We start from the raw sequence: 14342 nt of genomic DNA, 5'->3' as shown, positions 1-14342 counted from the left end.
GTATAATACATTGTCGATAATCGGAATACTCGTACCCAATTCCATGTTCTTTACAATTAACCACTTCGATATTTGATCGATAGCAATGACGAATAACGCTATTACATAATATATCATTTTCATTTCCCCCACAAAGACAGTGTACCTCAAAATTTTAGCATAGCTGCTACCTTTTCACAATGAACCTTTATAGAAGAATAAAATAAATTAAAAAAAGGTAATATAATATCGTTGTGCGTATTCATACATTTACCTTTTCATAGAAGAATTCATGAATCGTACGGGCAGTCGGCATTGTCTTCATTTGCTTTGTCGAAATTAATCTCCCCGTCTCTTCACAAATACCATACATGTCTATTTCCATTTTAAATAATGCGCGTTCTACATCCTTTAAATCCTCTTTTATATCATGTAATAGCAATTTTTTCTTTATCTCTTCCTTAATTTCATATCCAAGCTCTTGGCTGAACTCGACATCATATTTGTGCATTACTTCTTTAGCTAGTCTCTCTTGCAACTCTTTTCTCATCAATTGCAATTCTTCTTTTATTTCCATGTAAATTTCATTCACGTGTACATTCCTCCTAGCTGTAATGTACAGTTAGTGTGTCCGAAATTTATTTGCTTACCTCACACACATTTTTCCTTCACAGGAAAGAGTCTGAAAGTGATCTTAATATACCATCAACAAAAAAACTGACCGCATCAATAGCAGTCAGTTTTTTATTATTTTACATAGTTTTCTTTAACAACTGTTGCACAACGCTCACATAATGTTTCATGTTCAGCATCTTTACCAATTGTTTCTGAAACTACCCAACAACGTTCACATGTTTCACCAGTTGCTTGAACAACAACAACCGCTGTATGTTCATACTTCGGTGCATCTGCTGGCGCTTCATCCATCATACCACCAAGTTTATACTCAGAAACGATGAATAATTGCTTTAAGTCTTCGCTAATAGACTCTAACATAGCTTTCATTTCTGCAGTTGGATATAGCGTAATGCTCGCATTTAATGACTTACCGATTACTTTTTCATTACGAGCTACTTCTAGTGCTTTTAACACGTCATCACGTAATGTCATAAATGCATCCCATTTTGTTTTTAACGCTTCCGCGTCATCTAATTGTACAGCTTCTGGCATATCAGTTAATTGTACACTTTCTTCTGTTACGCCTGGAATGTATGGCCATACTTCATCAGCTGTATGCGGTAAGATTGGTGTTACAAGTTTCGTTAACGCAACAAGAACATCATATAATACAGTTTGAATTGCACGACGATCTTCGTGGTTTGCACCTTCAATGTATAAAATGTCTTTTGCAAAGTCTAAGTAGAATGAACTTAAATCAATTGTACAGAAGTTATGAATTGCATGATACACAGCAGCGAAATCGTATGTCTCATATGCTTCTTTAACTTTTGTAATTAAGTCATTTAATTTTACTAACATGTAACGATCTACTTCACGAAGTTCAGCTACAGCTACTGCATTTTCACTTGGCTTAAAGTCGTCTAAGTTTCCTAATAAGAAACGGAATGTGTTACGGATTTTACGATACACTTCTGCTACTTGTTTTAAAATATCATCTGAAATACGTACGTCAGATTGATAGTCAACAGAAGATACCCATAAGCGTAAAATGTCTCCGCCTAATTGATCCATGATTTTCTTCGGTACGACGATGTTTCCAATCGACTTACTCATTTTACGTCCTTCACCATCTAGTACGAAACCGTGGCTTAGTACGCCTTTATATGGAGCTTTACCTGTTACAGCAACTGCTGTTGATAATGAAGAGTTAAACCAACCACGATACTGGTCAGATCCTTCTAAATATAAATCAGCTGGACGCTGTAAATCTTCGCGCTCTTCTAATACCGCTTGGTGAGAAGAACCTGAATCGAACCATACATCCATGATGTCTGTTTCTTTACGGAATTCACCATTTGGGCTACCTGGATGTGTAAATCCTTCTGGTAATAGATCTTTCGCTTCACGCTCGAACCATACGTTAGAACCGTGTTCACGGAATAAATCTGCTACATGGTTAATTGTTTCATCCGTAATAATTGGATCACCATTCTCAGCATAGAATACCGGAATTGGCACACCCCATGCACGCTGACGAGAAATACACCAGTCACCACGGTCACGAACCATATTATGAAGACGAGTTTCTCCCCATGCTGGTACCCATTTTGTTTCTGCTACAGCTTCTATTAATTCTTTACGGAATGCTTCAATAGATGCAAACCACTGTGCTGTCGCACGGAAAATAATTGGTTTTTTCGTTCTCCAATCATGTGGGTATGAATGTGTAATGAATGTTAGTTTCAGTAACGCGCCTACTTCTTCTAATTTTTCTGTAATTGGTTTGTTAGCTTTATCATAGAATAAGCCTTCAAATCCAGGTGCCTCATTTGTTAATACACCTTTATCATCGACTGGGCAAAGTACTTCTAATCCATACTTTTTACCAACAACGAAGTCATCTTCCCCGTGTCCTGGTGCTGTATGAACACAACCTGTACCTGCATCTGTTGTTACGTGATCTCCTAGCATAACTAATGAATCACGATCGTAGAATGGATGTTTTGCAACTGTATACTCAAGTTCGCTACCTTTTACTGTTTTCACAACTTCAGCATTTTCCCACTCTAACGTTTTTGCAACTATCTCAAACAGCTCAGAAGCAATGATATATTTCTCATCATTTACTTTTACAATGCTATATTCAAGCTCTGGATGAACAGAAATACCTAAGTTTGCAGGTAATGTCCAAGGTGTTGTTGTCCAAATGATGTACTTTTCATCACCTTCTAATACGTTCTTTCCATCTTTTACAGGGAATGCTACGTAAATAGATGCTGATTTTTTATCTTGATATTCAATTTCAGCTTCCGCTAAAGCAGATTCACTCGTTGGAGACCAGTAAACTGGTTTTTGACCTTTATAGATATAACCTTTTTTCGCCATGTCACCAAACACTTTAATTTGTTGTGCTTCATAAGCTGGCTCTAAAGTAATATATGGATTATCCCAATCTGCACGTACACCTAGACGCTTAAATTGTTCACGTTGACGTTCTACTTGTTCATATGCATACTCTGCACATAACTTACGGAACTCAGCAACTGTCATTTCTTTACGTTTTACACCTTTATTTGTTAAAGCTTGTTCAATTGGTAAACCGTGCGTATCCCATCCCGGAACATATGGCGCACTAAAACCAGTCATTGATTTATAACGAACAATAAAGTCTTTTAATACTTTATTTAATGCATGTCCCATATGAATGTCACCATTCGCATATGGAGGTCCATCATGCAATACAAATAAAGGACGACCTTTTGTATGTTCTTGTACTTTTTCGTAAATATTCATTTCAGCCCATTTTTCTTGCATTGCAGGCTCACGTTTTGGTAAATTCCCACGCATTGGGAACTCTGTTTTTGGCATCAGTAATGTATTTTTGTACTCCATGCTCAATTCCTCCTTACATGTATAAAAGAAATACTTAAAAAACGGAATAAAAAAGAGACCTTCTCATCCCCAAAAGGGACGAGAAAGTCTCCCGCGGTACCACCCTAGTAGATTCTATACATATGTATAGAATCCTCTTTATATTCTTAACGCGAATACACGCCTACGCTTACTCTATTTGTTCAGCGCGGAACTCCAGGGTGATATTCCCACTATCTCCTTATCCTGAGCTTACACCATCCTCAGTTCGCTATATAAGGTTTGAAAAGGTACTTATCCCTATCTTCGTTTTTCTTAATAAATATGTTGTTTAAAATTATATGTAATAATGAGAAAAACGTCAAGCTTACACTGTTTCTTCTTTTTTCAACAGTTCATCTACTTCGTCTTCTAATTCAATTAGTTTATCCCAATCATCGTTGTTTAACATCTCAAGCTGTGTTTCTAATAACATGCGGAAACGAGTTCGGAATACTTTCGCTTGTTTCTTTAGCTCTTCAATATCAAAAGCAACTTTTCTTGATTTTACTAATGCTTCGTTAATAATACGATCAGCATTCTTTTCAGCTTCACGCACAATTAATTTCGCTTCTTTTTGCGCATTACGTTTTACTTCTTCCGCTGCTTCTTGTGCAACAACGATAGATTTGTTTAACGTATCTTCAATATTAGAGAAATGATCTAACTTCCCTTCTAACTGCGCAACTTTTTCTTCTAAAGCTTTTTTCTCACGAATGACCAATTCATAATCTTTGATAATTTGATCAAGAAACTCATTTACTTGATCTTCATCATAGCCACGGAATCCGCGACCAAATTCTTTATTATGAATATCTAATGGTGTTAACGGCACAACGCCACCTCCAAGTAGTTATCTAAATTTCCTCTTTCAATTATATCTTTTCTTCGACAAAATAGGAGGATTTCCTTCTAAAAAACCAATCATTTTAGTATACCATACAAAATTCTCCATTTGTCGCGTTTTGTTCTACCTTCTACAGAAAATAATTTACTTCGGCCATATCCTCTAACAGAAAAAACATCTCCTGGATAACATTCATAAGAAGTTTGCTCCACTGTTTTCCAATTGACTTTTACTAAACCATTTTTTATGAAAGGTTGTACTTTCTGTCTAGATAAATGTAACATTTCAGCTAACATAACATCTAAACGAAGTGAAGAAACCGTTCCAGATTTCTCTCCCCACGTTTCATGTATCTGTAGAATTTGTTCTCCTTGCACTGACGCTAAAGAGACTTTTACTTTCCCTATTGATTGTAAGTTCATCTCAATATACGATACAATTTCTTTCGCAACTACAATTTGGGCACGATTTTCTTGCAGCAAAATATCACCACATTTTTCTCTTGTTAAACCAAGAGACATAAATGTACCTAATATTTGCCTATGTTCTAGCGTATAAAACTTGGAAGGATAGTCAATTTCTAATACTTCTACTTGAAATTCTTCTTCATTTAATTCTAGATAGTCTGGATAAATAAGTGCTCTTTTACGCTCTGCATTAGGCGTTGCACCACCAAATTGCACAGCAACATCACCTTGTCCTATTACCATAGAAACAATTTGTTGTTGCCTAGGATCAAGAAAATCCGTTAACTTCACTTGATGGTACTCCGCCGCTCGCTTCCACTCTAGCACTTTATCCACAAAGACCTCCTCATCAGGCCTAAAATGTTCGTAGATGCTCATGTATTTACCTTCTTACTATAAAAAATAGCTTAATAAACTGAACAAACCAGTTTTAGCAAGTTTCAACGCAAAGATCGCAACGATTGGAGAAATATCAATCATTCCAAGCGGCGGAATAAAGCGGCGGAATGGTTCTAAATACGGTTCACAAATACGTGCCAGGAACTCTCCAAAAGATGATTCCTTTGCACCAGGAAACCATGATAGGAGAATGTAAATAATAAGTGCCCACGAGTAAATCTCGATAGCATAACTTAACACTATAAAAACTGTTGTCATGGCGTATTACCACCTCTTTATATTTGTTTCTTCTTCTTCACCGAATAACTCTGAAATCGCACCAACAATATCTACATTTTCAGGTGTACACATAAATGTTTTCGGCCCTATTTTTTGAATGTCCCCGCCTATAGCGTATACAGTACCACTTAAAAAGTCAACGATACGTACCGCTTGATCAGTAGACATTCTCTGCAAATTAATTACAACAGCTCGTCTACCTTTTAAGTGGTCCGCAATCCCTTGTGCTTCCGAATATGTGCGTGGTTCTAATAAAACAACTTTTGAAGATTGTTTTGCTGTTTCAATACTCACAACATTTTGCTTCGGTTGCGCTTTCGGAAACGTAACGTCTTGTTGTTCTGGTGGATCTTGCTGCTTTTTCATGTCTGTTTGCTCCTTTTCATAACCATATTGAGCTGCTTCTTTTTCTTCCGGTGTATCAAAAAAGAAGTATTTTACTTTTGACCAACTCATAATAAGATTCTCCTTCCTTTTACGCTTTTCCTACTAAAATCGTTCCCAAACGAATATATGTAGCCCCTTCTTCAATTGCAATCTTGTAATCGTTGGACATTCCCATTGATAATTCTTTACATGGCGCATGTAATAACTCTAGCTCCTGCACCTCTGTTTGCAGCATACGTAATTCCTTAAAACAGCGTCTGATTTCTTCCTCTTCTTCTGTAAATGGAGCCATCGTCATTAGTCCAACCACTTCAATTTTATCGAATTCTTGCAAACTTTGAATAAAAGAAACAACCTCTTCTATTGCCAATCCTTGCTTCGATTCTTCAGATGAGGTTTTCACTTGAATAAAGCATTTCACTTTCTTATCAGCACGTTTCTGAATTTCTTTCGCCAGTGAAAGACGATCTAACGAATGTAAATAATCAATTTCATTAATGATTTCTTTTACTTTTCTCGTTTGTAATGAGCCAATAAAGTGCCAATTAACTTTTGAACCGAAATGCTCGTATTTCTGTAAGAAACCTTCATTTCTATTTTCACCTAAATCGATAACTCCAGCTTCAATTACTTCGTTTGTTTTTTCAATCCCTACAGTTTTTGTAACTGCAACAAGTTTAATATCTTGCAACGAACGTCCAGCTCGAGCGCAAGATTCTTTAATAGCTTCGTTTACAATTACTAAATTTTCTTGTACTGTCACTTGCTTTCTTCCTCCTTAAAACCTATGAAACTCAACATTCTTCCTGTCTTACCTTGATCACGACGATGAGAGAAAAATAGTTGCTCTTCACAGCTTGTACAAAGAGATGACATTACAATATGCTCTTCTTTTATGCCTGCTTGTACACATAATATACGATTAATTTCTTTTAAATTAATTGCGTACTGCCCGTCAGAAATTTTTTGATGAGGAACAGCACCCCTAACTACTTCCTGTGCTGCTGTTAATACACGATCATCCACAACATAACAACAAGATCCGATCGACGGCCCAATTGCAACATGAATTTCATCACTTGAAATACCTTCTGCATTCCACTTTTGAATCATTTCCTTTGCAATCTCTTGCACAGTGCCTTTCCATCCAGCATGCGCAAGTCCTATCATACCATGTGATGGTGCATAAAAATAGAGCGGAACACAATCCGCGTAACAAGACGTTAACAGAACATCTTCATTACTCGTATAAATGCCATCTGTTTTTGAAATGCCGTCCTCATATGAATAGACACCACTTCCCTTTTCCTGTTGCCCTACTTTTTCAACATGATGAGCATGAACTTGTTCAGAGCAAATCCAATTTTCTAATGGTTTTTGTAACTTATTTGCTAAAATGCGTCTGTTTTCATGAACGTTCTCCACGATATCATTCACATGTAATCCTAAATTCATCGCATGAAAGGAGCCCGTACTTATCCCACCATCTTTTGTCGTAAATCCAGCAGTAATGTTTCCAAGTTCTTTCCACGCTTGTAAATACAGTATACCGTCCACATATTTAAATGGTTCTCTCATAATAAAGCGGCTCCTTTTAATTAAAATAACAGAAAAAAAGCATGGTACTTCCTGTCTATTTTACCATACTTTTATTTTTTCATAATCCTAACAGAAAAAAAAGAGGAATTTGTAATATTCTTTATGAAATTGTCGGTGTTTGTATTGATTCTGTTACAGAATTAACAGGATTTACTCTTACAAGTATGACATCTTCCCCAATTTTCACAATTTCCTTCCAAGGAATTACAATCTCAACATCTTTTCCAAAAATACCTAGCATACGTGTCTGTTTGGAAATAATAACAGAACAAATTTTCCCTGTGTTCATATCAATTTCAATATCTCCAATATTCCCAATCCTTTTTCCATCTGAAATATTTATAACATCCTTCATCTGTAACTCTGAAATTCGTATCACCATTTTCATCCTCTCCCTTATATGACAAATTGGAAACTGTTTCTCATATTTACAGGAAGCCACCTATACGAAATTATATGAACACTAATCCCCTACTATGAGCACAAACCATATTACATATAAAAAGGTCTCACCATAATTGGTGAGACCTTATCCTTGAATCGTTTTATTCATTTGTTTAATGGCTGACTTCTCTAAACGTGATACTTGCGCTTGGGAAATCCCAATTTCTTCTGCAACTTCCATCTGTGTCTTTCCTTGGAAGAAACGTTTTCTAATAATCATTTTCTCTCTATCATTTAAACGCTTCATTCCTTCTTTCAATGCTAATTCTTCAACCCACTGCTCGTCCTTTTGTTTTTCATCACTTAACTGATCCATAACAAAGATAGGATCTCCCCCATCATTATAAATCGGTTCAAATAATGAAACTGGATCTTGAATTGCATCTAAAGCAAATACTATCTCTTCATGAGTTACTTCTAGCACTTTTGCAATATCCATTGCTGTTGGTTCTTTTGAATTTTCTGCAATCAACTTTTCTCTTACTTGCAAAGCTTTATACGCAATATCTCGCAATGAGCGCGATACGCGAATCGGATTATTATCACGCAAATATCTGCGTATTTCCCCAATAATCATCGGCACAGCATACGTTGAAAATTTTACATTTTGGCCTAAATCAAAATTATCAATTGATTTCATAAGTCCGATGCAACCAACTTGAAATAAATCGTCAACATATTCTCCTCTGTTATTAAATCTTTGGATGACGCTCAGTACAAGACGTAAGTTTCCATTCACTAATTTTTCTCTTGCGCTTATCTCTCCACTTTGCATTTCACGAAATAATTTACGCATCTCTTCATTTTTTAATACTGGAAGTTTAGCTGTATCAACACCGCAAATTTCTACTTTGTTTCTCGTCAAAGTGTTCCCTCCTATCGGGAGTTGCTGTACAGTGTAAAGTATTTCCTTTGAAGGGGATTTTATGCATGTGGTTTTTTCACGATTTGTTATTTAAATTATCTTTCCTAATACAACTAAATAGAATAAGACCAGCCTACATAACGGCTGGTCTTATTCTTTACACCATTTTATTAAATTCTTTTCGTAATCTTTTTATAATTCTTTTTTCTAAACGCGAAATGTATGACTGTGAAATCCCAAGCATATCAGCCACATCTTTTTGCGTCTTTTCCTCCCCTCCAGCAAGCCCAAACCGAAGTTCCATAATTTGTTTTTCACGATCATTTAATTGGTGTAATGCTTTCATTAAAAGGTGACGATCTACAGTAGCTTCTAAATCTTTTGTAATAATATCATCATCTGTACCTAACACGTCAGACAATAACAGTTCATTCCCATCCCAATCAATGTTTAGTGGTTCATCAAAAGAAACTTCCGAACGATTTTTGTTATTTCGACGTAAATGCATTAAAATTTCATTTTCTATACAACGCGATGCATATGTTGCTAATTTTATTTTCTTTTCTGGATTAAATGTATTTACCGCTTTAATAAGGCCGATTGTTCCTATACTAATCAAATCTTCAATATTTATCCCTGTATTTTCAAACTTTCTTGCTATATATACAACGAGCCTTAAGTTACGTTCAATAAGTAATGACCTTGCTGCCTGATCTCCTTTTGGCAATTTATTCAAAAGAACTTCCTCTTCTTCTTTTGTTAACGGTGGTGGCAACGCTTCACTTCCACCAATATAATAAATTTCATCGGTCTTAATTCCTAATTTCAGCAATACTTTATACCAAAGGTATACTAAATAAAATTTTAATTTCATCATATTATCCCGCCTCTCATTATTAAGCAATTACCATTTTTTGCGAAATCAACATTTTTGGATGCACAATACATTGATACTCCCCATTAGTAGAAAGCTGTTGTGTATTTAATCCAATTAATACTTTGTTTACAACAATAGAACTACCTTCATGGTCAACTTGCACACTGTCAGGCTTAATTGCCCACAAAAATTGACTCTCTACCCCTACTGCACGGAAAGGAATTAAGCGTAATTTTGTCGCCCAACCAGAATCATTTTCTGGTATTTGAGGAATTTCTGTTTTGGAATAAATTTGTTCTGTTAACCAAGATGGTAAGCAATGTTCTAATGATGAAACATGCATAATCATAACGGGTGTTTTTGTTAATGGGTCATAAAGTTGGTTCCCACTGTCAATAAGACCTGCCAGTTCTAGTTCTTCTTCTGCTAATTGAATTTTTACTTTCACAATTTGATCATAGTGTATTTTCGTGACCTCTACGCTTTCAATACGCTTTTTAGAAAAATAATAAATTACTGGAAAACCAAAAATAACAAATAACCAACTAATTGGATCACCGTAAGAAATTGACTGAGATTGAACCAATCCATTTACCATTTCATTCGTTTGCAAAAAGAAATGAGTTCCAATTAATCCTCCGCCAACCATAAAGGTTACAAAGTAAAAAGTAAAAACAGTTTGTGCATAATTTCTAAATGTTGTAAACCCAAATGCTGTATACACAATAAGTAACGAGTACAGTAGTTTCATAATTGGATGTGTCATCATAGAAGCAAAAGGAGTAAAGGCAAAAATAACAATAGTTGAACCTATAAATGCCCCTAACACAAGCCTCCATTTTTTGATTTTCTTTTTTAACACGGTAGCTGTTAATAAAAGCAAAAGAAAATCAATGCAGGCGTTTAACAACCAAACAACGTCGGCGTAAACAACCAAACAATTCACCTCTTTTTTCAAGTTGAGACTAGTATAATGCATATCCAATAGGAAAGTGTGTCAATTTGCGGAGGTGTTTTTTTGTTATTTTGTGATTTCTAGACATAATCTGTCGGTAAAAAATAAAAGTACAAATTCATAGAATGATATACTCTTATTTTCACCAACAAAATATACCAAATAAAAAAAAAGACCTGCTTAGCAGGTCTTTTCCATTTAAAAAACAAAAAAGGAGCATGAAAGCTCCTTTTTTTATCGTCTACGACGGTTACGTAAAAATGCTGGAATATCGATATCATCTGAATCTGAATGACGCTCATGTACAACTGGCTCTTCACGCTTCATTTCACGTTTTACTTCACGTTGTTTTGAAGGTTGAGCTACTGGTTGTTGCTGTTGTTGCGTGTGGTTCGCATTCGGGCGAATAATTGGTTTTGGTGGTTGAGTTGCAATGCTATCATCAAAACCAGTTGCAATTACAGTTACAACGATATCATCTTTTAATCCTTCGTTAATAACAGAACCGAAGATCATATTTACTTCTGGATCTGAAGCTGAAGCTACGATATCTGCCGCTTCTTGTACTTCATATAAGCTTAAGTTAGCGCCACCCGTAATGTTCATGATAACACCTTGAGCTCCATCAATAGATGTTTCTAGTAATGGACTAGAAATCGCTTTTTTCGCAGCTTCTGCAGCACGATTTTCCCCGTTACCAGAACCAATACCCATTAAAGCAGAACCTCTATTAGACATAATTGTCTTTACGTCTGCAAAGTCTAAGTTAATTAAACCTGGCGTTGCAATTAAATCCGAAATACCTTGAACACCTTGACGTAATACGTTATCAGCTTCACGGAATGCTTCTAACATTGGCGTATTTTTATCAACAATCTCTAATAAGCGATCGTTTGGAATTACAATAAGAGTATCTACATTTTCTTTAAATGCTGCAATACCAGATGCTGCTTGCGTCGCACGCTTACGTCCTTCAAAAGTAAATGGACGTGTTACAACACCAACTGTTAAAGCACCTAATTCTTTTGCAACTTGAGCAACAACTGGAGCTGCACCAGTTCCAGTTCCACCGCCCATACCGGCAGTTACGAAGACCATATCCGCACCACGAAGTGCTTCTTGGATCTGTTCTTTACTTTCTTCTGCAGCTTTTTTCCCTACTTCAGGGTTTGCGCCTGCACCAAGTCCACGCGTTAATTTTCCACCAATTTGCATTTTTGTTTCAGCTTTTGATAGATTTAATGCTTGTGCATCAGTGTTCACAGCGATAAAGTCTACACCTTGTACACCGTGTTCAATCATACGGTTTACAGCATTGTTTCCGCCACCGCCGACACCGATAACTTTTATATTCGCTAATTGATCTTGAGTAGTATCAAACTCTAACATGTCGAAATCCCCCTAGAACCTCATTTTTCGTGTCCAATTTTAATCCCATAAATAACGGAATACACGTTTTACTTTTGACATCATGCGGTCATCATTTTGATTATTATTGTTTTGATTACGAGTTTTTTGTTTCGCGGGTTGCTGTTGTACCGGCGTTGGTGCTGGTGCTGGTACTGGTTCAAAATGCTCTTGCTTTTCCTGCACATTTTTCCCACGTAATTTAGCTTTTTGATAAGAATGTTTAATTAATCCAACTCCACTTGTATATTGAGGCTCACGCACACCAATATAATCAGGAGTTGCTACACGAACATTTTCATGTAAAATATCATATGCAAGATCAAGAACACCTGGCATAGAAGCAATTCCGCCAGTTAGTACATAACCAGAAGCCACTTGCTTTACTCCTAACTTACGCACTTCATCTTGAACAAACATTAAAATTTCCTCTACACGAGCCTCTATTATATCCGATAATTCCAACTGAGAATATTGTTCTGTTTGATCACTTCCCATAATAGGAACCGTAAACATCTCTTCTTCAGATGCTGTATCATAAAAAGCATGTCCATATTTCAACTTAATTTGATCTGCATTTTCTGTTGAAGTTTTCAACCCAATCGCAATATCTTTCGTTATATGGTCTCCACCTAATGGTAATACGCTCGTCGCTTGTAACTCTCCATCTTTAAAAATAGATAAAGTTGTAGATCCTCCCCCCATATCAACAAGGGCTACTCCTCTATTTTTTTCATCTGAAGATATAGCAACTGTTGCAGCCGCTAAAGGTTGAAGACAAATATCAACAATTTCAAGACCTGCTTTTTCTACACAACGAAGTAGGTTATGTAGTAAAGTTCTCGAGCCTGTAATAAGTGTACCTTCCATTTCTAATCTTACACCGATCATCCCGCGTGGATCGTTAATCTCGTCAAGACCGTCTACGATGAACTGTCGAGGTACCACATCAATAAACTCACGTTCTGGGGCAATTGACACAACTTGTGCTGCATCTAGAACGCGTAAGACATCTTCATTCCCGATTTCACGATCTTCATTTGAAACAGCGACTACTCCGTGACAAGGAAGTAGCTGTACCTGGTTTGCATTGACACCTACTACAACTTGCTCAATGTGGATTCCCACCATGCGCTCAGCTTGTTCAATTGCTTTTTTAATTGATCGAACAGTCTCGTCTATATCAACTATCGATCCCTTCTTTAAACCATTTGATTTTACATTTCCAACACCAATAATGTTTAAGCTGTCATTAACCATTTCACCAATGATGACTTTAACATTGGATGTACCGATGTCAAGACTAACATATATTTCATTGCTGTTCATTCTTTGGCACCTCCTTCTTTATTTATACCATACAACTCAATATATGGAACAACAATCGCAACTTTACTATTTATAAGAAAAATATTCAACGTCTTTATACGTTTCCCTTTTTTAACCCTATATTTTTCTTATTTTTATTTAGCATTCAATTAAGAATATCGCAGTAAACTATGAATAACTGCTTATCTTGAAATAATTCTATTTCGAGTGTAAAGTTTACCGCCAAGTATAAGTCTACACTAAGATGTACTCATAGAAAAGTGAAACTTGTACCAATACTAGTATGAATCTAAGAATTTTTACATATTTTTCATCAAATGAACCATTCTTCTAAATTCGTATACATATAATAGAACATTCGTTTCGTTTTTTCTGCTATGAGCAACGAAAACTACCATTCTATTCTTTTTTTTCTTCCGCACCTAATTCTTTCGTATATGCACCTACTTCTAAGTCAATTAATACCTTCTTACCTGGCTCAATTGTTTTTAAAATAAGTGGATAGGCTTCCATACGTTTTGCGAAATTTTGAATCGTAGTGCTCACTTCATAACCTTCATTCATATATAAAGTAAGATGATCTTCATTCGCATTCGTTGGTGAATAGCGAATCTCCGAAATAGATTTTAAAATAGCTGGTGTTAATTTTTCTAGTTCAGCGATTAACTCCTTCATTTTCTCTTCTTTAAAAGGTTCGAAAATCGGTGCTGCAACAGGAAGTTTTCCATTAGGTAGTACATCAAGCGTTTTTCCATTTTCTAATAACGGTTGTAATTTTCCCTCTTTATTTATATAACCAATCGTTAAATATTCTTCGATATGAATATCAATCTTGTTTGGAAAACGTTTTTTTACATTTACTGCTTTAATTTCTTTTCGCTTCGTTAAGTTTTCTTCAGCTTTATGTGCTGTCACTCGGAAATAACTTGTATCATATGTCACGCCTGAATCCTTCATTACTTGCTCATCCGTCATAT

The 14342-nt window shown here is 35.9% G+C and carries 15 protein-coding genes, 1 pseudogene and 1 other annotated feature; all 16 genes and pseudogenes read right to left on the bottom strand.

Annotation, left to right across the window (positions count from 1 at the left end; genetic code table 11):
- Nucleotides 1–117: pseudogene (gene lspA / locus ABWK52_RS18325) on the bottom strand (lipoprotein signal peptidase LspA); the annotation flags it as partial.
- Between the two features lie 124 nt (nt 118–241).
- The gene (locus ABWK52_RS18320; protein ID WP_001002956.1) at nt 242–571 is read right to left on the bottom strand and encodes a molecular chaperone DnaK; all 330 of its coding nucleotides are present in this window, start codon (nt 569–571) and stop codon (nt 242–244) included.
- Nucleotides 572–726: 155 nt separating this feature from the next.
- Entirely contained in the window at nt 727–3492 is a 2766-nt protein-coding gene (gene ileS2, locus ABWK52_RS18315) for an isoleucine--tRNA ligase (RefSeq protein ID WP_098508271.1), read from the bottom strand.
- A gap of 71 nt (nt 3493–3563) precedes the next feature.
- Nucleotides 3564–3787, bottom strand: a binding site (T-box leader).
- A 51-nt stretch (nt 3788–3838) separates the two neighbouring features.
- Nucleotides 3839–4345 (bottom strand): septum site-determining protein DivIVA, encoded by a 507-nt coding sequence (gene divIVA, locus ABWK52_RS18310; protein ID WP_001131611.1) that lies wholly within the window; start codon nt 4343–4345, stop codon nt 3839–3841.
- 89 nt (nt 4346–4434) lie between these two features.
- Nucleotides 4435–5202: an RNA-binding protein gene (locus ABWK52_RS18305; RefSeq protein WP_002098127.1), complete on the bottom strand. Its 768-nt coding sequence runs from the start codon at nt 5200–5202 to the stop codon at nt 4435–4437.
- Nucleotides 5203–5217: 15 nt separating this feature from the next.
- Nucleotides 5218–5481, bottom strand: coding sequence for a YggT family protein (locus ABWK52_RS18300; protein ID WP_000214233.1), 264 nt, complete (start codon nt 5479–5481; stop codon nt 5218–5220).
- Nucleotides 5482–5487: 6 nt separating this feature from the next.
- The gene (locus ABWK52_RS18295; protein ID WP_000119129.1) at nt 5488–5958 is read right to left on the bottom strand and encodes a cell division protein SepF; all 471 of its coding nucleotides are present in this window, start codon (nt 5956–5958) and stop codon (nt 5488–5490) included.
- 19 nt (nt 5959–5977) lie between these two features.
- Entirely contained in the window at nt 5978–6652 is a 675-nt protein-coding gene (locus ABWK52_RS18290; protein WP_000218007.1) for a YggS family pyridoxal phosphate-dependent enzyme, read from the bottom strand.
- Entirely contained in the window at nt 6649–7467 is an 819-nt protein-coding gene (pgeF, locus tag ABWK52_RS18285; RefSeq protein ID WP_001209006.1) for a peptidoglycan editing factor PgeF, read from the bottom strand. The genes ABWK52_RS18290 and pgeF overlap by 4 nt, the downstream gene beginning before the upstream one ends.
- 121 nt (nt 7468–7588) lie before the next feature.
- Nucleotides 7589–7870, bottom strand: a complete 282-nt coding sequence (locus tag ABWK52_RS18280; protein WP_000236745.1) for a YlmC/YmxH family sporulation protein — start codon at nt 7868–7870, stop codon at nt 7589–7591.
- A gap of 147 nt (nt 7871–8017) precedes the next feature.
- A complete protein-coding gene (gene sigG, locus ABWK52_RS18275) occupies nt 8018–8797 on the bottom strand; it encodes an RNA polymerase sporulation sigma factor SigG (protein ID WP_000197755.1) in 780 nt (259 codons plus the stop codon).
- Between the two features lie 157 nt (nt 8798–8954).
- A complete protein-coding gene (gene sigE, locus ABWK52_RS18270) occupies nt 8955–9674 on the bottom strand; it encodes an RNA polymerase sporulation sigma factor SigE (protein ID WP_000976948.1) in 720 nt (239 codons plus the stop codon).
- 19 nt (nt 9675–9693) lie between these two features.
- On the bottom strand, nt 9694–10611 hold the full coding sequence (gene spoIIGA, locus ABWK52_RS18265) for a sigma-E processing peptidase SpoIIGA (RefSeq protein ID WP_000261970.1): 918 nt from the start codon (nt 10609–10611) through the stop codon (nt 9694–9696).
- A gap of 252 nt (nt 10612–10863) precedes the next feature.
- On the bottom strand, nt 10864–12018 hold the full coding sequence (gene ftsZ / locus ABWK52_RS18260) for a cell division protein FtsZ (RefSeq protein WP_000888984.1): 1155 nt from the start codon (nt 12016–12018) through the stop codon (nt 10864–10866).
- Nucleotides 12019–12057: 39 nt separating this feature from the next.
- Nucleotides 12058–13365 (bottom strand): cell division protein FtsA, encoded by a 1308-nt coding sequence (ftsA, locus tag ABWK52_RS18255; RefSeq protein ID WP_001087557.1) that lies wholly within the window; start codon nt 13363–13365, stop codon nt 12058–12060.
- A 399-nt stretch (nt 13366–13764) separates the two neighbouring features.
- On the bottom strand, nt 13765–14342 hold a 578-nt coding region (gene divIB / locus ABWK52_RS18250), incomplete at its 5' end, for a cell division protein FtsQ/DivIB (RefSeq protein WP_014482113.1).

It is taken from the genome of Bacillus sp. AP50 (genome assembly GCF_040492675.1).
In the GTDB taxonomy this organism is placed as follows: domain Bacteria; phylum Bacillota; class Bacilli; order Bacillales; family Bacillaceae_G; genus Bacillus_A; species Bacillus_A cereus.
This window is presented reverse-complemented; position numbering and strand designations above follow the sequence as displayed.